At 47.4% G+C, this 23,001-nt stretch carries 22 protein-coding genes; 17 read left to right on the plus strand and 5 right to left on the minus strand.

The genetic code is table 11. From position 1 onward, the window contains the following. The first annotated feature begins 26 nt into the window (after window positions 1-26). Window positions 27-758: an SDR family oxidoreductase gene (locus ACYVGR_RS36230; protein WP_460965591.1), complete on the plus strand. Its 732-nt coding sequence runs from the start codon at window positions 27-29 to the stop codon at window positions 756-758. Between the two features lie 436 nt (window positions 759-1,194). Here the strand turns inward: ACYVGR_RS36230 and ACYVGR_RS36235 are convergent, their stop codons facing one another. Then, window positions 1,195-1,548: a nuclear transport factor 2 family protein gene (locus ACYVGR_RS36235; RefSeq protein ID WP_460965593.1), complete on the minus strand. Its 354-nt coding sequence runs from the start codon at window positions 1,546-1,548 to the stop codon at window positions 1,195-1,197. Between the two features lie 155 nt (window positions 1,549-1,703). Here ACYVGR_RS36235 and ACYVGR_RS36240 point away from each other — a divergent pair, with 155 nt between their 5' ends. Together ACYVGR_RS36240 and ACYVGR_RS36245 are read left to right on the plus strand one after the other, a co-directional pair. Beyond that, the gene (locus ACYVGR_RS36240; RefSeq protein WP_460965595.1) at window positions 1,704-2,669 is read left to right on the plus strand and encodes a hypothetical protein; all 966 of its coding nucleotides are present in this window, start codon (window positions 1,704-1,706) and stop codon (window positions 2,667-2,669) included. An 87-nt stretch (window positions 2,670-2,756) separates the two neighbouring features. Further along, on the plus strand, window positions 2,757-3,194 hold the full coding sequence (locus ACYVGR_RS36245; RefSeq protein WP_460965597.1) for an SRPBCC family protein: 438 nt from the start codon (window positions 2,757-2,759) through the stop codon (window positions 3,192-3,194). 75 nt (window positions 3,195-3,269) lie between these two features. Here ACYVGR_RS36245 and ACYVGR_RS36250 read toward each other — a convergent pair whose 3' ends face one another. Then, on the minus strand, window positions 3,270-5,189 hold the full coding sequence (locus ACYVGR_RS36250; RefSeq protein ID WP_460965599.1) for a M14 family metallopeptidase: 1,920 nt from the start codon (window positions 5,187-5,189) through the stop codon (window positions 3,270-3,272). Window positions 5,190-5,566: 377 nt separating this feature from the next. Here ACYVGR_RS36250 and ACYVGR_RS36255 point away from each other — a divergent pair, with 377 nt between their 5' ends. From ACYVGR_RS36255 to ACYVGR_RS36280, 6 genes are all read left to right on the plus strand, one after another. Further along, entirely contained in the window at window positions 5,567-6,076 is a 510-nt protein-coding gene (locus tag ACYVGR_RS36255) for a hypothetical protein (protein ID WP_460965601.1), read from the plus strand. 144 nt (window positions 6,077-6,220) lie between these two features. After that, entirely contained in the window at window positions 6,221-7,429 is a 1,209-nt protein-coding gene (locus tag ACYVGR_RS36260; RefSeq protein ID WP_460965603.1) for a parallel beta-helix domain-containing protein, read from the plus strand. A gap of 2 nt (window positions 7,430-7,431) precedes the next feature. Then, entirely contained in the window at window positions 7,432-8,469 is a 1,038-nt protein-coding gene (locus tag ACYVGR_RS36265; protein ID WP_460965605.1) for an SO2930 family diheme c-type cytochrome, read from the plus strand. Window positions 8,470-8,570: 101 nt separating this feature from the next. Further along, window positions 8,571-10,400 carry an alpha-amylase family glycosyl hydrolase gene (locus ACYVGR_RS36270; RefSeq protein WP_460965607.1) on the plus strand — a complete coding sequence of 610 codons (1,830 nt, stop codon included), beginning with the start codon at window positions 8,571-8,573 and terminating at the stop codon, window positions 10,398-10,400. Between the two features lie 167 nt (window positions 10,401-10,567). Next, window positions 10,568-12,124, plus strand: coding sequence for a serine hydrolase domain-containing protein (locus ACYVGR_RS36275; protein ID WP_460965608.1), 1,557 nt, complete (start codon window positions 10,568-10,570; stop codon window positions 12,122-12,124). Window positions 12,125-12,258: 134 nt separating this feature from the next. After that, entirely contained in the window at window positions 12,259-12,777 is a 519-nt protein-coding gene (locus tag ACYVGR_RS36280; RefSeq protein ID WP_460965610.1) for a GNAT family N-acetyltransferase, read from the plus strand. Here the strand turns inward: ACYVGR_RS36280 and ACYVGR_RS36285 are convergent. Continuing rightward, complete coding sequence (locus ACYVGR_RS36285) at window positions 12,774-13,772, minus strand: amidohydrolase family protein (protein ID WP_460965611.1); 999 nt, start codon at window positions 13,770-13,772, stop codon at window positions 12,774-12,776. The two genes, ACYVGR_RS36280 and ACYVGR_RS36285, sit on opposite strands and share 4 nt — an antisense overlap. Before the next feature lie 191 nt (window positions 13,773-13,963). On the opposite strand from ACYVGR_RS36285, the gene ACYVGR_RS36290 reads away from it, so the two are divergent. The 8 genes from ACYVGR_RS36290 to ACYVGR_RS36325 all read left to right on the plus strand — a co-directional run bounded on the left by ACYVGR_RS36290 (window position 13,964) and on the right by ACYVGR_RS36325 (window position 20,127). Next, window positions 13,964-14,344, plus strand: coding sequence for a response regulator (locus ACYVGR_RS36290; RefSeq protein WP_046575488.1), 381 nt, complete (start codon window positions 13,964-13,966; stop codon window positions 14,342-14,344). A 79-nt stretch (window positions 14,345-14,423) separates the two neighbouring features. Next, window positions 14,424-15,185, plus strand: coding sequence for an MBL fold metallo-hydrolase (locus ACYVGR_RS36295; protein WP_460965613.1), 762 nt, complete (start codon window positions 14,424-14,426; stop codon window positions 15,183-15,185). Window positions 15,186-15,418: 233 nt separating this feature from the next. After that, window positions 15,419-16,270 (plus strand): sigma-70 family RNA polymerase sigma factor, encoded by an 852-nt coding sequence (locus tag ACYVGR_RS36300; protein ID WP_460965615.1) that lies wholly within the window; start codon window positions 15,419-15,421, stop codon window positions 16,268-16,270. A gap of 70 nt (window positions 16,271-16,340) precedes the next feature. Then, window positions 16,341-16,775, plus strand: coding sequence for a hypothetical protein (locus ACYVGR_RS36305; protein WP_460965617.1), 435 nt, complete (start codon window positions 16,341-16,343; stop codon window positions 16,773-16,775). 18 nt (window positions 16,776-16,793) lie between these two features. Beyond that, complete coding sequence (locus ACYVGR_RS36310; RefSeq protein WP_460965618.1) at window positions 16,794-17,591, plus strand: SDR family oxidoreductase; 798 nt, start codon at window positions 16,794-16,796, stop codon at window positions 17,589-17,591. A 181-nt stretch (window positions 17,592-17,772) separates the two neighbouring features. Then, on the plus strand, window positions 17,773-17,961 hold the full coding sequence (locus tag ACYVGR_RS36315; protein ID WP_460965620.1) for a hypothetical protein: 189 nt from the start codon (window positions 17,773-17,775) through the stop codon (window positions 17,959-17,961). A 79-nt stretch (window positions 17,962-18,040) separates the two neighbouring features. Then, window positions 18,041-18,583, plus strand: a complete 543-nt coding sequence (locus tag ACYVGR_RS36320) for an RNA polymerase sigma factor (protein WP_460965622.1) — start codon at window positions 18,041-18,043, stop codon at window positions 18,581-18,583. A 437-nt stretch (window positions 18,584-19,020) separates the two neighbouring features. Continuing rightward, entirely contained in the window at window positions 19,021-20,127 is a 1,107-nt protein-coding gene (locus ACYVGR_RS36325) for a serine hydrolase domain-containing protein (RefSeq protein ID WP_460965624.1), read from the plus strand. An 81-nt stretch (window positions 20,128-20,208) separates the two neighbouring features. Here the strand turns inward: ACYVGR_RS36325 and ACYVGR_RS36330 are convergent, their stop codons facing one another. After that, complete coding sequence (locus ACYVGR_RS36330; RefSeq protein WP_460965626.1) at window positions 20,209-22,371, minus strand: xanthine dehydrogenase family protein molybdopterin-binding subunit; 2,163 nt, start codon at window positions 22,369-22,371, stop codon at window positions 20,209-20,211. A gap of 161 nt (window positions 22,372-22,532) precedes the next feature. Continuing rightward, window positions 22,533-22,994, minus strand: coding sequence for a (2Fe-2S)-binding protein (locus tag ACYVGR_RS36335; RefSeq protein WP_460965628.1), 462 nt, complete (start codon window positions 22,992-22,994; stop codon window positions 22,533-22,535). Window positions 22,995-23,001: the final 7 nt, after the last annotated feature.

Here is a 23,001-nt window from a genome sequence, read left to right on the forward strand (position 1 = left end):
GTCAGAGAAGAATTCAATGAAACACAATGGACAACATCAAAGACAAAGTCATCGTCATTACCGGTGCCAGTAGTGGTATGGGTGCCGCTACAGCCCGAAAACTAGCATCACTTGGGGCCAAGGTAGTCTTAGCGGCCCGCCGTGAAGATCAATTGAAAGTCTTAGTCAATGAACTGGGTGAAAACGCGATGTATGTATTAACCGATGTGAGCAAACGGGCCGACCTGGATAATCTCGTTCAACAGGCAATCGAACGGTTTGGACAGGTTGACGTTTTCTGGAATAATGCGGGTATTATGCCGATTTCGTTTTTTGACGAAGGGCTGGTAGAAGAATGGGACAGGATGATCGACATTAATATCAAAGGCGTGCTGTATGGTATTAATGCCGTTTTGCCACATATGCTGAAACGCGGCCAGGGGCATATTCTGGCCACATCGTCAGTAGGTGGCTTGAAAACATCGCCTGGGATTGGCGTTTATTCCGGGACCAAATTTGCCGTGCGGGCGATTATGGATACACTCCGCGAAGAGGTTGCCCAGACGATAAAAGTGACGACCATTTTTCCGGGCGCTACCCAGTCGGAATTAGGGCATGATATTACCAGCCCAAAAATTAAAGCCATTTACGGAAACCTAACAAACATGCCCAAAATGGATGAAGAGGCCATCGCCGACGCGGTGATCTACGCCATAAGCCAACCCGGCAACGTTGTTATAAACGATCTGGTACTCAGACCCCTTGGGCAAACGCGGTAATTAAGTTTGAGATTAGCTTTGGCCCGTAGGGCCTTTACAGCCGAAGGCGTTGGTAGACTATGGTTAATGAAATACCCTGTACCGTCAGGTACAGAATATGTTACGTACCTGACGGCACGAATACGTACAAAATGAACTTTATCTACCAACGCTACGCTATAGAGACCCTACGGGCCAATAGCTAAAAAACTCGTTGCATCCTGCCTAAAATAAGTCGTTGTTGCGACAGAAGAAATACCAACACAATGATTTTATCACTAAGGCTGTTTAAACTTTTGTTTTAATAGCGTTTTGTCATCCCGACGCAGGAGGGATCTTCGGTAAAGGATAATGTTAGGGGATCACCCGAAGATCCCTCCTGCCGCACCGGCGGACCGGTCGGGATGACAGAAACACACCGATTAGTACTTGATTTTAGAAAGTTTAAACAGCTTCACTATTTACTTCCTTCCAGAAAAGGCCGTGGATCAAAAAGAACTTTAAGCGAATGGACTTTACCATCCACAACTTGATACCAGCCACAACCAACTATCGTTTTTCCAGACATGGTAAGGTCGTAAAGCAGACAAACGTCATCGCCCTCAACGAATGCCTTTTGAATGGCGTATTTTAATTTCATTTTCTCCATATCCTGAATGTAGGCATCACCGCCATCCCGCGATCCAAGTACCCCCTTGAACGTCATGTCATCGCTCGCCAAAGATCGGGCGGTCTTAAAATCTTCCTCATTGATTGCCTGCACAAAAGCAAGTACAACTTCTTTCGCGTCGGTTTCTGTGTTCGTTGACATCTTCCGTCGAATTTGTTGTTAGATAAAGTACTGGTAATGAAACTCCGTGCCGTATTGAAAGTTTTGAGATTGGTAAAAGCCAGCAGTCCCACTTTGGCGATTAACCCGTAGCATGTCATATTTGCGCTATCTGGTTTATAAAAAACGACAGGGCAATGACAGGTAAAGGAATTAAATGGAACAGATGGGCTATTCGGTTTACCTGCTTTGTCAGCATTCTAGCTGGTTTTACAGCTTGTCGAGCCATAAAGCAAAGCCAGGAGGAGACAACGGCTCAAAGCAACTATTGCCACCCAACCATCGACTACAGCTACGATTCAACCTATTCGCCCCAAGCCAATATCGATGCAGTACTGAAAGTCGATACCGCGCTGACCAGGCACTATTCCCGTCATGATTTGCTGATGGCCAACGCAATAGGTGTTATTCCTTTACTCCAAGAGTTAATTGCGCTAGAAAAAAGTACCAAAGCGGATGCCCGTTTGGAAAGCGTTATAAAACACCAGCAGATTCTTAACCGGCTTCTGGTGGCTTCTACGCAGATTTCCAGTGTGGCTGCCGAACTTGACTGCGAAGGCGAACGAGCTGAGCGACTCGCCACTTACCTCGATCAATACGATACCCAGCGCATCCGACGATTAACGCTCCTATCTATTGTTATTGGGGCAGCCACCACTGTAGCTACCACTTTGATACAGTCTAATGATGCCAGCAAAGCGGTGGGCATTGGCGGTGGAGTTATTGGTGCGGGGTTCGGTGGATTAGCGGCTTTTTCCACCAATCGAACAATTCACCTGACTCACCAGCGTAACTTACTGACAGACGTCTGGCAGCAAAATCAGCAATCTAAAATTTATCCACCGTTCGTATGGTATGTGCTTAATGAGAAGGTATTTAGCAACAGCAACCAATATTCGGTTATTCATAATATCCGTCAGCGCTGGATGAATTTCGTTCTGAACGACAGTTCGCCCGAGGAACAGGCGCTGTATTTTGGGCAGGGTGGAAATTATAAAGCGGATGATTTTCACGCCCGAGCCAATATGCTCAATCAACTTCAATCATCCGTCCGTTCTATCAACCAGGACCTGCATAGTCTGGCGCTGGCGCTGGCCCGTTGAAGTTGAGCAATCCACAGGATAAGATAGTTACTGAAAAGATAGAATTGGTAGTTTATCATGTACCCACGGGCTAAAGCCCGCGGGTACATGATAAACACTATGGACGAGTTTGTTGTACGAAAAACAATCAGCCTCAAAGCGGAGCCTTCAGAGGTCTGGAATGCGCTGACCAATCCCGAAAAAACGAAGCAATACTTCTTCAACTGCGAAGTCTTTTCGGATTGGGAAGTTGGAAGCACGATACTTTTTACCGGCAGACTATTTCTGATCAAAAAGATCGAACTAAAAGGGCAGATCGTGCAATTCGAGCCGAATAAGCTACTCAAATACACGCTGCAAAATGAAGATGACCCGGATAATTTCTCTACCGTGACGGATGAATTGATCTATGAAGACGGCGAAACCATTCTGTCGATCACCGATGATGTGGGTCAGGGAAAAGGTGCTGAAGACCGTTATAAACGGTCTGAGAAGGGTTGGGACAGTATTTTGAAAGGCTTGAAAGAGGTAGTCGAAGGTGTTTAATTAAACACAGAGCCACAGAGAACACAGAGATTTTTTTACGCTATGTTCTCTGTGGCTCTGTGTTCAAACCCCTATCTACTTCCCAATCGTAATTTCTTTCTCTTTATACCCACCGCGTGTGGAAAGCAGTTTCACTTTCGCTTTCACGGAGCCAGCCTGATTCAGTTTTACGTGGAATATGGCTTCTTTTTTCTCACCAACACTTGTGTAACCTGCGTAGATTGTCTTGTCGAACAGGGCCGGTTGTGTGATCACGACTTTGGCGTCTGCATCACCTTTCAACAGCGCCTTGTCGAAGTCCAACATCACCCGATCTTCCTGAACCATCTTCACGCGTTTCGCCTGCTCTAATGCAACGGGCAACTGCCCCGAGTTTGTCCAGGTTGCTTTTATCTCGTACTCATTAGTTGCCAGCGCTTTCACCGTTACGTCGGTTAGCTCAATCTGCGGCAACTCTTTAGCCATCGCCAGGTTAAACTTCGACTGCTTCGAAATCCAGTTATCTAACTGCCAGGCCGGACCATTTTGTGAGAAAAACTTAGGGTTGAAACCACCAATTTCCACTTCGCCCAACTGCGGGTGCGTCATCTTGGTCCAGACTTTGAAGCCTCGTTTACCATTGGCCTCATCGTCCCACATTAGCGCATCGTAGTCGTCGTAATCACCATCTTTGTCATAATCCTTCATGGCTCCGTTGTTCCAGAGTTCATCGCCATACCACACCGCACCATACTGGAAATAACCAAAATCTGGACCGTGACCGAACAACGGCGTTGGCTTGGTTGGATCGCCGGTTAATCGATTGGTCTTGTTGCGCGTGTTGTAGGTTTCATACACATCGCCCGCCCAAGGGTAGCCCGTAAACGAAAGCCCAAGGCTATCCATGTGTTTGTAGATAGCTAAGTCAGATGGGAACATGCTTTCAATGCTACTCGATGTGGAGGGCGGACGCAGGTGCATGGGTACGCTCGTATCCATCGAGTTTACAACGGTAATATTTGGATGGCCCATGAGCCAGACATAGGTAGCGCGGGTTTCGGGCTCACTCAATGGGTATTGGCTGGCTCCTCCCTGTGTGTAACCCCGGCCGGTGAAATCGCCATCCTGATCGGGACGCCAGTTTTCAGGATAGTTCCGGTGGTTATCCAACCCGCCAATGCCATCTTCATTATATTTTCCATCGCCGTCATTATCAATACCTTCTGTATAAACAAGGTGCGTTCCTTTTCCGGCATGAACCCGCTTCATCAACCGGCCCGATTTATCTTTCGGATCGATGACATAGTCGGCTTTTTCCAGCTCTTCTTTCGTAACGGCCTTTTTCCGAAGCTGATAAATTACGCCATCGCCATCGAGATCATCTTCGGCATCTTCATCGAACAAACCATCGCGGTCGTTATCGTAAGGGCGCATAGAACTCCGGTTCCGTTGAGCCGTGTACAAATACATGGTTGCGCCATCGGGGTTGTTTTCGGGGCGCAGGTAAATCGCCTTGGTATCAAGCAGTTTCGTAATGGACGGATCTTTTCCGTAATTATCCAGCAAGTGCTTCGTCAACCACAGAACGGCTTCGCTACTGGTTACCTCACCGCTATGACGACCACCTTCGAAATAAGCAGCGGGTTTATCGGTGTGTTTGCCCGTTTTCTTGTTGGTCAGCGTCATTTGCAGAATCGGGCGACCTTCGTAACTCTTCGCTACTTCGTACAGCTCTACCAGATTCGGGTATTGTTCGGCCCATTTCCGGCACCAGCTATACATGACATCGGGCGTATGATAGGTATCAAACGTGAGCGTTGGTCCTGCAACGTACTGAACATCTTTGAACTTATGTTTTTTAAAGTAGCTGACGCCGTGCCGCTCCCCTTTCACGGTGTAGAACTTACGGGCAGTGTCCTGTTCCGGCCATTTTTCTTCGACACCGTAATAGGATTTCTGGGCATAGCTGGCTGATGAAATGGCAAGACAAACTAGTAATGTACTGAAGTGTTTCATAGATAATTGGTTGCAAGGAAGACTAGAGTCAGCTGAGCTTCGCCCAGCGACTAATTTTAAACAGCCAATTTATCAATGATTTCGCGTATAGAGAAGAATAACAAAGAGTCTATTTCAAAATAAGACAATTGCCAATTTTGATTAGGATATTCTAGGACTTTATTAGTATTTATTATAAATACATTCCCTAGCCGTGTGTTATCAGGTTCTTAAACCTGACAAGTAATGTTTCTTTAAACCTTGTCTTAGTACTATAAATTAGGTTTCTCAAAACCTAATTGTGTCGAGTTAAAGAACTCGACACCACAAAAAAGAGGACAGCGCCCCTAAATAGGAGCAGTCAAACTGTACGATATAACTCCCACCAATCCACACGAATGATGCAGAAGGCAAACCGACAAGTTTTTATTGAGATTTTATGGCTGACTCTTTCCCTGGGATTGACAATACTGATAGCACGATTTCTTTTTGGGCAGTACTTTCTAACCAGTTTAGATATCCAGTTGTACGACACTTATTTTGTCGTTGAACCCTGGTACATTCTGGTGCCTATGTTCCTTCTGGTGACGTTTATGCTTTACTTCGTCAAAGAGTTTCGGAACTCCTTCAGGCGCACCTATCCAAATTGGATACTCATCATAACGGGTTTGGCGCTAGTTGTTTCATTAACATCATTTGCTAACATCTTTTCTCAATTTAGCGGTGGTGGCTGGGCTATGTATCCGCCTTTATCAGCCTCAGGATCAGACAAAGTACCCGGACTAACCCAAAACCCGATGGCAAAAATTATAACGAACTTTTTCATTACTATACAACTACTGATTGTCAGCATGTTGCTATTTATATCGTATCGCTGGGGGGTACAAAAACAAAATAGTTCGTATTAAAGACATACTCCTTCCTAACAACAGCCCCGCACCAGCAGACTCGCTGATTAGCAGGGCAATTAAGAGGAGCATGATTTTTATTGTCATTAATTCAATCCAGTGTGCTTATTTAGTTGTCATTTCCTACCCTAACATCCCTTATCTATGAAACCTTACCTTCTAGCCCTCACCGCCTGTCTGTTTACTCACTTGGCTTGGGCGCAGGCCGATGTCCAGAAACGGTATCAGACCAAACTCATCATGGCCGACAACGGCAGCACCGTTGACCTCGATGCCGGAACCTTCACCTTCACAGGAACACTCTCACTGGAAGACAAAAAACGCATCGTTATTCGGGGCAAAGGCATCGATAAAACGGTCCTGAGTTTCAAAGGACAAACCGACGGGGCTGAAGGGTTAAGGGTGTCCAATGCCGAAGAAATTGTCATCGAAAATCTGACTGTTCAGGATTCGAAAGGCGACGGCATCAAAACCATGAACGTGAAAGGCATCACCTTCCGAAACGTGAAGGTTGAATGGACAGGCCCGCCAAAGGCCGAAAACGGAGGCTATGGTCTCTATCCCGTCCAGTGCGACAACGTCGTAATTGATGGCTGTACGGCAATTGGCGCTTCTGATGCCGGAATTTACGTCGGGCAGTCGCGGGGTATTGTTGTTAAAAACAGCAAAGCCTACCATAATGTGGCTGGTATCGAGATTGAAAATTCGCGCAATGCTGATGTGTTTGATAACGAAGCCTACGACAATACGGGCGGCATCCTGATTTTCGATCTGCCCGATCTGGTGCAGAAACAAGGTGGCAATGTGCGCGTATTTAACAACTATGTTCACGACAACAACCTGCCCAATTTTGCCCCAGCAGGCAACATCGTGGCGAGTGTATCCGACGGAACAGGATTAATGATTCTGGCGGCCAACGGCGTGGAAGTTTTCAAAAATCGGTTCATCCGAAACCAAACATTGGGAACAGGCATCATCAGCTACCTGCTCACCGAACGCCCGATTACCGATAAAACTTATTACCCATTTTCGACGGCGGTTTCCATTCACGATAACATCTACGAACGCAATCCCGGCCCGGCCAGCTCGCGCGGTCGCTACAACCAGATTTTCGACAAAATTTTGAAGTCAGGTCAGTCTATTCCCCATATCATCTACGACGGCATCGCTGATCCGGCGACCTTCGATAAAGACGGGAAACCACTTACTAGCAAGCGCATCTGCATCCGAAACAACAAAAACCAGAGCCTTGTAAACCTCGATGCCGGACGGCAATTTCAAAACGTTTCATTTAGCCCAGCTCCGTTCGATTGCCAGCTGGAGCCGCTGAAAACCACAACGAGTGTCCGCTAATCATGATGCGTTCTTATCTGTTTTGGGCTTTGCTTTTAACCACTTTCTGGCTTACTCTCGGTAGCTGGCAAACGGTGACTATACCCGAAAAATTATCCGATTATGGCTTCTTCAAGGGAAAGCCCGCCAATCAGGAGCCAGCAGCTGGCGTTGTCCCCTACGCGCTCAATACGCCTTTGTTTTCGGATTATGCCGAGAAACTTCGATTCATAAAACTACCTTCGGGTCAGTCGGTTGCTTACAACGATTCAGCTGTACTTAACTTTCCGATCGGCACTACGCTGATCAAAACGTTTTATTATCCAAACGATTTTCGTGATCCAGCCAAAGGCCGTCGATTAATGGAAACCCGTTTACTGGTTCATCAGCCCGAAGGTTGGAAAGCGTTCGATTATGTGTGGAATGATGAGCAGACAGATGCTTTTCTGGAGGTTGCAGGCGATACGAAAGCAGTCAACTACATTGACAGTAAGGGAGTTACTCACCAGCAGAACTACACCATCCCAAATCTGAACCAATGCAAAGGGTGCCACAATCGAAGTGAAACCATGACGCCGATTGGTCCGTCGGTGCGTCAACTCAACGGTGATTTGGCCTATGGTGCAACGAACGAAAACCAATTGCTGTACTGGAAAAAGGCAGGGATGCTGACGGGCTTACCGGCCTTGGCCAACTGCCCAAAAACTCCCATTTGGAATAAACCAGAAACCGGCTCGCTCAACGACCGGGCCCGCGCCTGGCTCGACATCAATTGTGCACATTGCCATAACCCTAAAGGTCCCGCCATGACATCAGGCTTAAATCTGAGCATTTCCGAAACGGACCCAACAGCCCTTGGAATCCTGAAAACGCCCGTTGCCGCCGGACGTGGATCGGGCGGTCATCCATTCGATATTGTACCGGGCAAACCCGATGAATCCATCCTAATCTATCGCCTGAACTCAACCGATCCCGGAGAAATGATGCCTGAATTAGGTCGAAAGGTCGTTCACATTGAAAGTGTCGAATTGATGCGAGAATGGATAAAAACAATGAAGTAGTTATTTTTCGGCAGGATTTACAGGATGAACAGGCCTTTCTTTGATAGAATCAATCCTGTTCATCCTGTAAATCCTGTCAGAAAACCCTTACCCAAAACTCTATGACAAAAAACGCGTCCACACCCCTATCCATCTCTCGTCGGCAATTTACAGCCGGAGTAATTGCAGCCGGATTACTCCAAACGACCCTGGCAGAAGCTGCCGATAAACTCCTGAATCCTGCTGTTTCCAAATCCGACAAACTCATTATTTACCAGATTTTCACCCGATTATTTGGCAACCAGAAAACGACCAACAAACCCTGGGGAACCCGCAACGAAAATGGCGTGGGTAAATTCAACGACATCACCGACAAGGCATTACAGGAATTAAAAAAATTCGGCATTTCGCACGTTTGGTACACGGGTGTTCTTGAACATGCGCTCATGACCGATTATTCGTCGAAGGGCATTCCAAAAGATAATCCACAGGTTGTGAAAGGGCGTGCGGGATCGCCTTATGCCATCAAGGATTATTACGATGTTAATCCGGATCTGGCCGTTGATGTACGCAATCGGATGCAGGAATTTGAGAGCCTGATCAAGCGATCGCACACCAATGGTTTGAAAGTCATTATTGATTTTGTACCGAATCACCTCGCTCGTCAATACCATTCCAATGCAAAACCGGCGGGTGTTGAGGACATGGGCCAAGCCGACGACAAAACGAAAGCATTTGATCCCCAAAACAACTTTTATTACCTGCCTAAAGAACTGTTTCATGTGCCCGACGGCGTTCATACGCCAGAAGACATATCGGCAGGGCCATACATTGAACTCCCGGCGAAAGCCACTGGAAACGATGTTTTTAATTCTAGGCCCAGCCTCGATGATTGGTACGAAACTGTCAAACTAAACTACGGCGTCGACTACCAAAACAACCGGCAGACCCACTTCAATCCAGTCCCCTCAACCTGGTTTAAGATGCGGGATATTCTGTTATTCTGGGCCCAAAAAGGTGTCGATGGATTCCGTTGCGACATGGCCGAAATGGTGCCTGTCGAATTCTGGGGCTGGGCCATTCCACAGGTAAAAGCATTCCGGTCTAGCCTCGTGTTTATTGCCGAGATTTATAATCCTCAGCAATACAAAAACTACATCCAGGCGGGCAAATTTGATTATCTCTACGACAAAATTGGGCTTTACGATTCGCTCCGACGATTGATCGAGGATAAAGACAAAGCCACCGTAGAAGACATCACCAAAGTCTGGCAAACGGAATCGGGCGATATTTCGGAGCACATGGTTCGGTTTCTGGAAAACCACGACGAACAGCGTATTGCCTCCAAATTCTTCGCGGGCGATCCATGGGCAGCCGTTCCGGCCATGACATTGTCGGCAACGCTTCACACGGGCCCGGTGATGCTTTATTTTGGTCAGGAGGTAGGCGTCAATCCCACCCAGGCCGAAGGATTTCAGGGCGACGATGGCCGCACGACCATTTTCGATTATTGGGGCATTCCCGAATACCAGGCCTGGACCAACGGTAAAAAATTCGATGGGGGTAAACTAACCGCCGATCAGAAAAAGCTGCGGCAGTTTTATCAGCAACTCAACCAGTTGGTCAACACCAGCGACGCTATCCGAACGGGCAGTTTCTACGATTTGCAGGCCAGCAACGGCCAAAACGCCGACTATAATCAGAAGCGACTCTATAGCTTTCTACGATACTCCAACAAACAAAAACTGCTGATTATCTGCAATTTCGACAAAACGAAATCGGCTTCTACCTTAGTTAGTATTCCAGACGATGCCTGGCAGAAGATGAATCTAAAAGGGGCTGACATCCACTCGTTCCGGGATATTTTCCGAACAAAAACAAACCTGCAAGCCCCCAACAATGTGCCTATTGATTTACCACCGTTGGGGGTGTTGGTGCTGGAAATAGCCTAATTTTTTTTGACAGGATTAACAGGATAAAACAGGATTCATAAGCCTAAAATCCTGTTTTATCCTGTTAATCCTGTCAAAAAAAACAATTTGCCTGATAGAAGCCAACGAGTGTTATAAGTCCAGATGTGATTATTTGGTAAGTTAGCCGACTTGAAAACAACCTGAACATGAAACGACTTCTCCCGGCACTCCTCTTCCTGGCTTCCTCTGCCTTGGCGCAGACAGGCACTACGCGAACAGTACCACACGTAACAACGTACCAGCCCCCCGTTTTTACCGATGCAGATCGGCTGAAACGGTTGGAAGCGGCCTTTCCCATTGTCGAAAAAATATATAAGGATGCGGCCGAGAAACGGCATCTTCCGGGTATCGCGTTCGGGGTTGTTCTGGATGGCAAGCTTGTATATTCGGGAGGGGTTGGCTATACCGATGTGGCGAAGAAAATACCTGCAAATGCCAAATCGCTGTTTCGGATTGCGTCGATGACCAAGAGCCTGACCTCGATGGCGATTCTGAAACTACGGGATGAAGGCAAACTGCAACTCGATGATCCGGCTGAAAAATACATTCCCGAACTAAAATCGCACAAATACCTGACTGCCGACGCGCCCAAAATTACGGTTCGCAACCTGATGACCCACTCGGCAGGCTTTCCTGAAGACAACCCCTGGGGCGACCGGCAACTGGATGATTCTGACGCCGATCTGCTGAAACTAATCAAAGACGGCATCTCGAATTCGAACGTACCGGGCTTTACTTACGAATACAGCAATCTGGGTTTCGCGATGCTGGGGCACATCATCAATGTGGTGTCGGGTAAGCCTTATCAGCAGTATATCACCGAGACCATTCTGAAGCCGCTGGGCATGAACGATACGCAGTGGGAATACACCAAAATCCCCGCCGAAAAATTAGCCCTTGGTTATCGCTGGCAGGACGACAAATGGCTCGAAGAACCACTTCTGCACGATGGTTCGTACGGTGCAATGGGTGGCCTGATTACCTCCATCGATGATTTCAGTAAGTACGTGGCGCTCCATCAAAGTGCCTGGCCACCCAGCAATGCGCCTGATAATGGACCAATAAAACGGAGTTCGCTACGCGAAATGCAAAAACCCTGGACATTATCGGGATTGAATTCGCAAGCCAAAACCTCGTCGGGCCAACTATGCCCTGAGGTGACAGGTTACGGCTACGGACTCCGATGGGGGCAGAACTGCAAAGGACAGGTCGGCATTGGGCACACGGGCGGCTTACCCGGCTTCGGTAGTCAGTGGCGCATCCTGACCGATTACGGTGTTGGCATCATTTCGTACGCTAACCTGACCTACGCGGGTATGGGAGCCGTAAACGCCATTGTACTCGACACACTGGTAGGTATCGGGAAATTATCACCTCGCCAATTGCCCGTTTCGCCTATCCTCGCCCAACGCAAAGCCGAACTCGTAAAACTACTCCCCGACTGGACAAAGGCCGAACAAAGTGGCATTTTTGCTGAGAATTTCTTTCCCGATAAATCGGTTGCTATTCGTCGGAAAGTGGTGCAGGACTTGTACGCCAAGGTCGGGAAAATTGAGCGCGTTGGCGAACTCATCCCCGAAAATCAGTTGCGGGGCCATTTCTTGCTAGAAGGCTCAACAGCTAACATCGACGTATTCTTCACCCTAACCCCCGAAAACCCGGCCCTTATTCAGCAGCTGGATTTTCGGGAAGTCAGTAAATAGTTTGAATTCTGGCGCGGGTATTTACCCGTGCCGTTAATTTAGCCAGTATTTACTGGCGTTCGAATGGAATAATTAGCGCCCCAGCGAATGCTGGCCAAATTAACGGCACGAGTAAATACTCGCGCCAGAAACTAATGACTAAAATCTCAATTTCCCCTGCCACCGAGCAGGATATTCCCGCTTTAGATAAACTTGTCAATAGTGCCTATCGGGGCGAAAGCTCGAAGAAAGGCTGGACAACCGAGGCTGATTTAATTGATGGACAGCGTACCAATGAGTACGGGCTACGCGAGATGCTACAGACGCCCCATGCGACCATTCTGAAATATGAAGAGTCGGGAAAACTTCTTGGGTGCGTTTACCTGGAAAAGAAAGGCACAGAATTGTACCTGGGTATGCTAACCGTTTCGCCCGACGCACAAACGGGTGGCATTGGCAAACAGCTGATGGCAGCTGCCGAAAAGCATGCTATAGAATTGCATTGCACAGCCATTACTATGACAGTTATTACGGTTCGTCATGAACTAATTGCCTGGTACAAACGGCGGGGATACCAACCTACAGGCGAACGGATACCTTTTCCGAATAACCCAAATCTGGGTATTCTTAAACAACCGCTTGAATTCATGGTCATGAAAAAGGGGCTGGCCTAGTCTAGCTTATTCTGTAATAACTCTTGAACGAATGAGGCTCCAAAAGTCGAATCCAATAGCTTGATGTAGGGATCGATATCGATTAATGGCCAATCTGTTCCGAAAAGAATATGATGCGTACCAATTTGTTTAATTCGTTTATGTAAGGCGAGAACCTTGTCCCAACTTTCGTTGCTTTTTGCCCGTTGATGCCCTTCGTTTTTAGCAGATATCACTGCACTCAGATCGAAATATAGATTCTTAGCTCGAAGGGGAAACTGATGCATATAAGTGACCAGCACCTGAAGCGCATCATCCGTAGGCTTATCGTAATTGCCCCAACCGCCCAAATGGGCCAGTACGATTTTGGTCGCTTTGGCAAACGGAAGCACCTGCTTTACCAGAATTTCGGCATTCGCTTTTCCATTCCAGTTTTTCTCACTTCTGAAATGCAGGAGTATGAGTAACTGATTTTTGTTGGCCAATGCGAAAACTTTCTGAAGCTGTGCCACCTGAGCTTTATCAGAAAGGTTGATCTTGCTGTTGGCAAAATGAAGTTTAAGCCCGGCAAAGTGCTTGCTATCTACACAACGTTGAATTTCTGTCAATGCATAGGATTTTAACGGATTAACGCTCATCAAAGCAGTTAACCTTCCGGGGTAGCGTGCTGCCTGTTCGGCAATCCAGTCATTTTGTTTTTTTACAGCTTCATATTCATGTTCGATCGGCGTAAAAGGAGACCCAAACCAATAGGCATTTGATATGATCCAGGCCTTTTTGAATTTCGCTCGATCTAATCGATTGATAACCGTATCGGCATCAAGTACAAGCGAATCAATGCTGGTTGGAGTTTCGCCAAAGGCTTTCAGCATACGATACCCTAGCTGCACAGTAGCCGAATCCTGAACATGGACATGGTAATCGATGTAATCACCGTTGACCACCTGCGCTTTCAAACTAGTAGTCAACAGTGCCAAAAGCAGAGCCAACACAATCGGTGTCCGATACAAAATCATAATTTATAAGCGTACGCCTTATCTGACGCCTGTTTTTAGTAATTTAACGAAGTCGTAGCCAACTACATGACTGCACCAATAGATCAGAAAAAAGAGGTATGGACTCGCTCGGGTATAAAAGCCTTTTGCGTTTGCCGATTTAACTCTATAATTTCACCACGTTAAACCGAACCAACGATACCACAAGACTTATGTCAGCTTCCAAACGCGTCCTGATTGCCGAAGATAGCTCTGTTATCCAGAATCTGGCCCGCAAAATACTTGAGTTCCAGAACTACGATATCACAGCCGTTAAAAATGGTGAGCAAGTATTGCAGATTCTGGAGAAAGAAGATTTCAGCATTCTCCTGTTAGATATCAACATGCCGTTGATGGATGGTATGGAGTGTGTTCGGCGGGTACGGGCTTTACCTGAAAAAGAAAAAGCCAGTGTACCCATTGTTGCCATCACCGGTAACGCCAAAAACTACACCGAAGAAGAGTTTAAAACAGCCGGTTTCAACGACGTTCTCGTGAAACCCCTCAACTTCGACCGCCTGGTTGAAGTTGTTAATCAACTGACAGATAAATAATGAGTGAAAGGGCGAAAGAGTGAAAGAGTGGTTAACGCGCTGGTTTTCACTCTTTCGCCCTTTCACTCTTTCACTCATTATGCTCATCACTCTGCTGGGAACAGGAACATCGTCGGGCGTGCCGCTGATCGGGTGCCAGTGCGATGTATGTCGCTCAGTCGATTTTCGGGATAAACGGCTCCGTACATCGGTTCATATTTCGGTGGACGGGCGCAGCTTTGTGATCGATACCGGTCCCGATTTCCGCCAGCAGGTACTTAGGCTGAATTTGCTGCAACTCGACGCGGTCTTGTTCACCCATGAGCATAAAGACCATACGGCAGGCCTGGATGAGGTTCGAGCGTATAATTTTCGGTCGGGACAGGATATGCCTGTGTATGGACGTCCAACAGTACTGGCGCAATTACAGCGCGAATTCGCCTACATTTTTGCCGAACATAAGTACCCCGGTACTCCTCACGTTCTGTTGAACGAAATCGGAAACGAGCCCTTCGAGGTTAGTGGAATTCCGATTACCCCCATTGAGGTAATGCACCACAAACTCCCCGTTTTCGGCTATCGCATTGGTGATTTCAGCTACCTCACCGACCTTAATTACATTTCCGACGACGAGCTGGAAAAGGTAAAAGGCTCCAGAGTGTTAGTGGTCGATGCGCTTCAGCGTCAGGCTCATATCTCGCACTTCACGCTTGATCAAGCTATCGACCTCGCCCAACGCGTCAATGCCAACCAAACATACTTCGTTCATATCAGCCATAAGCTCGGCCTGCATAACGAAGTCGAGAAAGAGTTGCCCGCGGGGATTCGGTTAGGTTACGATGGCTTGCAGATTCAGCTGTAACCAATGCGAACTGGCTGCTGGAAACGAAGTAAGGTCTCCAGCAATGCCAGAGACCTTAGCCAAACCAACCTATGATAAATTCATGTAGCTTATCCGAGCGCCAGTGACCTTATCTATACTGTAAGAGTCAACTCAGTACACTTTGGCCTCTTTTTAGTCATTATTTTTTAGCGATCTGATCCTGTATTCGCTTTTTCCACTACGTTACCAGCCTCACAAAATCGATTTCAGCCTTGACTTCTCCTGACGTTTTTACGACCTATCGCCCGACCTTATTGTCAATTGCCTATCGCATGACGGGTGAGGTAATGGTTAGTGAAGACATTGTACAGGAAACGTTTCTGAAGTGGATGAACCGATCTGATGAAGTGATTCAGGACGATAAAGCTTACCTCGCCAAGAGCGTTATAAACGCATCACTCAATCATTTGGCAAAAGTGAAACGCGAGCGGGAAGCGTACAAAGGGCCCTGGTTACCAGAGCCAATTTTGGCCGATAGCTATGCTATCGATGCTAAACTGGACATATCTTATGGGTTCATGCTTCTGCTGGAAAAGCTGGCCCCGCTCGAACGGGCCGTCTTCGTGTTAAAAGAAAGCTTCGATTTTGAGTATGCTGAATTAGCTCAGCTTTTCGACACCACCGAAGCTAATGGCCGACAGCTTTACCACCGGGCAAAGGAAAAAATTTCGGGCGTCCGTCGACGCTTTACAATCGATCCATCCCAACAACAACTGCTTCTGGAGGCCTTTGCCCAAGCCAGCGAGACAGGAAACATCGATTTGTTAATTCAACGATTCAAAACCGATATTGAGCTGTATTCCGATGGTGGAGGAAAAGTTATTGCCGCGCTCAAACCATTGTTCGGGTCGGCTATTGCTGCGCAGTTTATGCGCTCAGTCGTTAGCCAGCAACGAGGTTTGTTAGATGCCAGGCCTGCTCTGGTAAATGGTGAACTGGCGGTATTATTTACCCAGAAAGATAATCAGATGCTGAATACGGTCATGATTATTGAACTCGATGAAACTGGTATCAGTCGGATTTATTTCGTCCGAAATCCGGATAAACTAGCGCATATACAATAATTTTTTGCAAGTCTGTCACAATCGGCGGCTCTGATTTGTCTTGTGTGAGATTTTTCAAAATTTCATACACATGCAAATCATACAAGTTCGCTGGGTGCAGGCTATCCTGCTCTATTTAGGCTTAACAAATGCTTTTCCGGGAACCTGGGCGTTGTTTATTCCCCGTAGTTTTTATACTTCATTTCCTGGTTTTGGCCGGGTTTGGGTGGCAGTCGATGGGCCGTATAATGAACACTTGATTCGGGATGTTGGCGGCTTCTTTCTGGCCCTTGCCACCCTTTGTTTTCTTACCTTGCTGGTTCCTCGTCTGGTGTCGGTTCGAGCAACGGCAATCTGTTTATTGATCTTCAATGTCCCTCACCTCCTGTACCATTTGCAACATCTGCACATGCTTCCAGCTATCGATCAAGCCGGGAATGCTATAGCCTTAGGGGCTGCGGTTTTGCTTCCCCTCCTACTGCTATTTCACAAGCCTATTCACCAGAAATCAAACCAGTGCATTTAACCTAATTAACTCGTAATCATGAACAAAGCCTTAATTATCGGCGGATCGGGCGTATTAGGTTCGACCGTTGTAAATGAACTACAAAAAAATCAGGTGAGCTTCCAGGTCGGAAGTCGATATCAAATCAAAACAGATGCGTACAGTCGTGTTAATCAAGGCTCCAATTTGCCGTGGACAAAAGTTGATCTATTAACGGGCCAAGGTCTCAAAGAAGCACTCGCTGGTGTTGATACGGTTTTTCACCTCGCCAGTGGTCAAGGGAAAATCGGGAGCGAATCTGTTGAGGTAGTGATTACCCGGAATCTATTGGAAGTTGTCAAACGGTCGGAGGTAAAGCATTTGATTTACAGCTCTATTGTGGGTGTCGATCAAATTCCGTACAGTTATTATCAGGCCAAGTTCGCTGCCGAAAAAATGATTCAGGAAAGCAAAGTGCCTTTCACCATTTTGCGAGCTACCCAGTTCCATAACTTCGTCGATTACGTACTAAGCAAGTTGTTAAGTCTACCCGTTGGCTTCGTTCCTAAAAAGTTACGAATCCAACCCATTCAGGTTGAGGCTGTCGCGCAGGAATTGTATCGGCTTGCGCAGGCAGGTGGTCAGCAGACGATAGTCAATTTAGGTGGTCCACAGGTCTATGACGCAGGGACGTTGACTAAGCTCTGGATGAAGTCTCAGAATATTTCCAAACCTATCCTACCAATTCCCATTATTGGTTCAATATTCACGGGTATTTCACAGGGGAATGCAACCTGCCGGGAAGTCGCGACTGACTCTCAGACCTGGGAAGACTATCTGGTTGAACGGTATGGCTGAAATACCGAAAAAAAAACAGTAAAGCGGGTGATAAACGACGAAGGCGGGTATTAACAAGAAACAAACCATTTATCTCTTATGAAATCTCGCACGAAGTACGTTCTTATTATCGCTGCTCTTTTGATGACCACCTGCTGTCTGTATATGCTCTTTGGCCGGGCCTAGCTAAACACGAAACGCTATGAATATCTGGAACATTCAGGAATACGAGGGCGACGGCGTTAGTTGCCCAATTACGCCCATTAACCTGCCTTGGTACAAAAAAGTAGGGTTGTTCTTCTTTCGGTTTGGCATCTGCCCAATTTGTGTAACAACGAGTGTAGGCTATAGCATTTTTCGACTAATTCGACCAATTTCGAAAGTGGTTTAAATACAGAGTCACAGAGAAAAAGAGTTTAAATGCTGCATTCTCTGTGACTCTATGTTTAAATTTAATTTTCATCATCCCCATGCTAACTGACTCTCCGGATATACAACTGCTCAATCTGTTACGGGCGGGCGATAATCAAGGTTTCGGCAAACTCTATCGACAGTGTTATCCGTCGATAGAGCATTTTGTCGTTCAAAATAGCGGGAATCAGGATGAGGCAAAAGACTTGTTTCAGGAGACGTTGCTGGTTCTGCTAACTAATCTGCAAAGTCCTGACTTCCAGATGACGTCCTCCTTAAAAACGTATGTGTTTTCCATTAGCAAAAATCTATGGCTCAAACAGTTAAAAAAATCAGCTCGCTGGACAAGTCTTGACGCTGCCGATAACGTAAGCTGTTTCGTACCGCCAGTTGAGCTAGAAACACCACCCACGATCTACGAGAGCGTAATGGCGATTCTCAAGAAACTCACCATTCGTTGTCAAACGTTACTCTCGGCCATTTTTTTCAATAGCAAACAGCTCCCCGACATTGTAAAGGACCACAGTTATTCAAATCTGCACTCGGCCCGGAACCAGAAATACAAGTGCCTTCAGCAAGCCCGGAAAGCGAGCAAAAAGTGACGTCCGGTTTCCCGTGATGGCGCGAACGAGGAAGTTCGCGCCATCACGGCAACATCATACTCCAAACGGAGTCAGGTGGTGATCCAGGTGCTTGTAAAACAGATTATTCCATTCAGTTATGCTCAATGGACCGAACGAGAGCGATGGCTTATTGTTGAAATGTTCCTTACCGAGTTGCTGCGTTTTTAGAATGTAATCAATTAACCGCCGTTTTTCAGCGTCAAAATCTCTCGTGTCTTTAATAACAAAAGCAGGGGTTGTCTGGGTATTTCGTAAGGTGTTTCGCCTGTAACAGCCTTTTTTACGAACGCTTTCAGAATCAACTTCATAAAAAAATTAGGCTCGGGATATTTATTATCGTACGGAGCTATATCTACGCTAACTTTACGGAGTTGACAGTCCTATAAGTTACAGCATTCACTTCCTCTTCACGCTCTATGGCATTCTTCACTTCTCCAGCTTACCGTACCCATCTGCTTTTATTCGTCGCGTTTTTACTGTTTCAGCATGGGAGCTGGGCACAGGTTGCGCAAGTTTCTACGGATAGTGTCGATGCTATTATCAAAACGCACATGACCAGCAAGCATATCCAGGGCGTCTCGATTGCTGTGGTCCGGCAGGGAAAGGTGACGTTGGCCAAAGGTTATGGACTGGCAAATGTCGAACTCAATGTGCCAGCAACACCGCAAAGTGTCTTTGCCATTGCTTCGGTCAGTAAACAGTTTATTGCGACGGGTATTCTGATGCTTGCGCAGGAAGGCAAACTTGGCCTCGACGATGATATTCATAAATTCTACCCCGACGCTCCCCAAACCTGGCAAGGCATAACGTTACGCCATTTGCTGTCGCATACGTCCGGGATTGTTCGGGAAGCGCCCGCATTTGATCCGGCCAAAATCCAGCCCGATTCGGTGGTAGTTAAGTCGGCCTTTCCGCTTCCCTTGCAGTTCCCAATTGGTACGAAATGGCAATATTGCAACGTAGGGTATTTTGCACTGGCCGATATTATCCGTAAGGTGTCGGGTCAACCTTGGGCTACTTTTTTGAAACAACGGGTCTTTACACCGCTGGCCATGACGGCTACCCGTACTACAACCCTGAGCGAAATTGTGCCCAACCGGGTCGATGGCTATGAATGGGATAAAGATCATCTCCACCGCGCAATCCCTTATCGGGCCCTACGCCCCAGCGGTGCCTTTCTGTCGACGGTACTGGATCTGGCCAAATGGGACGGGGCATTATACACCACCAACTATCTGACCGAAGCCAGCCAGAAACAGATGTTAACGCCCTTCGTCCTGAAAGATGGGACACCATATCCGTACGGCTTGGGCTGGCGAATTGATTCATTTCAGGGTACACAATGGGTTCATCACGGTGGTTCGCTACCCGGTTTCCGAACAGAATATGCCCGCTTCCCGCAGGCGGGTTTGTCGGTTATTGTCCTGACCAATGGCGAAGAGGCCAATCCCGAAACTATCGCCAAAGAAATTGCTTCGCTTTATCTTCGTGCTGGGACAGGGAAGCCAGTTAGCGGGAAATAACATAATTTCACAACCATAGCCGTCGGTCAATCTTCGTGGTGTCGGATGCTTACATCTGACATCACAAAATCGAGAGCTCAGCTACACATCCTCCAGACTAAACGGCAACGTACGGATACGCTTGCCGGTGAGGTCGAAAATCGCATTACACAAAGCGGGCGCAAAGGGAGGTAATCCAGGCTCGCCAACGCCCCCGGCAGGTTCGTCGTTTTCCATGATATGTACCTCAATATCTGGCGTGTCGGTTATGCGGGGCATTTCGTAGGTATTGAAGTTTTGCTGCACGGCTTTTCCGTCTTTAAACGTAGTGGCATGCTTGATGGCGGCCCCCAGGCCCATAATGATGCTGCCTTCTACCTGAGCCCGTATAATATCGGGGTTCACGTACCAGCCGCAATCGATCAGGGCAATTACTTTATTGATTTTCAGTTTGCCATCGGCTTTGCGCGACACCTGAACAATGTGTCCACAGATACCGCCAAAGCATTCCGTAATAGCCACACCCCAACCGGCATTTTTACCTCTTGATTTCCAATGGCTAACGGCTTCCAATTGATCGACAAACGCTTCATAGCGTTTATTGGGCAGGTGGTTTCGGCGGAAGGTCAGTGGGTCGGCTCCGGCTACATGAGCGAGTTCATCGATGAAGCTTTCGGCCGCAAAGCCGTTGGTAGAGGCATATACAGAGCGCCACCATAAAACCGGTATGGGAGCGCGGGTTCCCACACCACCAAAGCTGTAATGCGGAATCGCTTTCAGATAAGGAGGCAGCATTCCGTCTGTATGGCCGTTATTGTAGGAAGGCGATTCTGGATCAGGATAGGGGTTAGGGCTCCATTCCTGCCCAATCCATTGAGCCGCCGTTATCATCTGAAAAGCAAGAATCTGGCCGTTGCTGTCGATTCCACCCTTGCAGGCATACGAAGCTCCGGTTCGAAATGGACCAGTACGCATATCATCTTCTCTCGTCCAGACCACCTGAACAGGCGCTTTTATGGTTTTCGAGATCAGGGCTGCTTCATGCGGATAGTCGGTAAATCCTTTGCGGCCAAAACCTCCACCCAGAAAGGTCATATTGACCGTGATATTTTCCTTAGGAATGCCCATCCGTTCACTCAAATCGGCTTGTATCCAGTTCGCTTCCTGAATTGGTCCCCAAATGTCAATGCGATTTTCCTGCACATGAGCAATGCAGTTGAGGGGCTCCATGCAGCTATGCGATTGATAAGGTGTTTCGTAAATCGCGTCAATTTTTTTAGCGGAGCTTTGCCAGGCAGTTTCAAATTTCTCGGAAGGGCCGGGTTTCCCAAGATTTTCTCGCATCTGTGCAGAAAGTTGCTCGGAATCCAGGTGATCGAAGCCCGAATCGTCCCACTCTACAGTGAGTAGTTTGCGCCCCTGCATGGCCGCCCAGAGCGAATTGGCGACTACGGCAACACCTTCCGTCAGATTACCGAAAACAGCGCGTTGCACCGTAAAAACACTTTTCACGCCCGGAAGAGCTTTCGTTTTTGAGGCATCGAATCGGATTACTTTTCCGCGAAACCGAGGACTTCGCTCAACCACCGCATACAACATACCCGGTACTTTTTTGTCCAACCCGAACTGCGCAGTGCCGTTGGTTTTCAGTGGGGTATCCTGACGGCGCATCGGTTTCCCGATGATTTTATAATCCTTCCGGGGCTTTAGTTGTACGTTCTGCGGAGGTGTCAATTTCGAAGCCTCTTCAACAAGTAAGCCATAACCCAATTTTTTACCAGAAGGCCGATGAATTACTTGGCCGTTCTCTGCATAACAATCCGATCCTTCTGCATTCCATTGTTTAGCGGCTGTGGTAATGAGCATTTCCCGAGCCGAAGCGCCAATTTGTAACAGTTGTTTGTACCAGCCACGCACCGAAAAACTGCCTTCCTGCGGTTGAGGGCCAAACTTTTTCGGGTTGGCAGCCGCGAACACAACCGTAACCTGATCAAGATTGACTTCCAGTTCTTCGGCAATCATCTGGGGAATCGCCTGAAACGTACCCTGTCCCATTTCGGAGCGATGATTGCGTAGTGTCACCTTACCAGACGTATCTATAGAAATCCAGGAAAGCAGTTCGATACCTATCTTGTCAGTCGTTTGGACGTTAATGATTTCTGGTACACCCGAAGCAACGCCATAAGCCCCGATAGTTAACGCAACCCCCGAAAGGCCAGTCTGTTGGATAAACTTCCGACGAGACATTTCACTCTTGTTTTTCATTGGCCAGTGATTTACTACGTTCTAAAATCTGAGCACGCTGTTATGTCAGTTGCTACTTTTTTGTCATTCCGACCTTAGGAGGAATCTCAAGCTTACCTATTGACGGAATTTAAGATTCCTCCTAAGGTCAGAATGACAAAAAATAAATGCATTATTGGGCGTTAAGACTTAGCACCAGCAGCCAGTTTAATGGCTTTTCGGATTCGGGGATAGGTACCACACCGGCAAATGTTCCCCTGCATGGCAGCATCAATGTCGGCGTCGGTGGGGTGCGGGTTAGCCTTCAGCAGCGCAACGGCCGACATAATCTGGCCGCTTTGGCAATAGCCGCATTGTGGTACCTGCTCGGCAATCCATGCTTTTTGTACAGGGTGGTTGTTATCTTTCGAAATTCCCTCAATAGTCGTAACTGGTTGATTTAGCACGGCCGATACGGGAAAAGAGCAGGAACGGATAGGAGAACCGTTAAGGTGCACGGTACAGGCTCCACACTGCGCCATCCCGCATCCATATTTTGTTCCGGTAAGGCCAACTAATTCACGAATAACCCACAGTAAAGGCATCTGGGCATCGGCATTGACGGTGTATTTCTTTCCATTGATGGCTAACGTGTACGAAGGCATAAAGGCT

Source organism: Spirosoma litoris, from assembly GCF_054776755.1.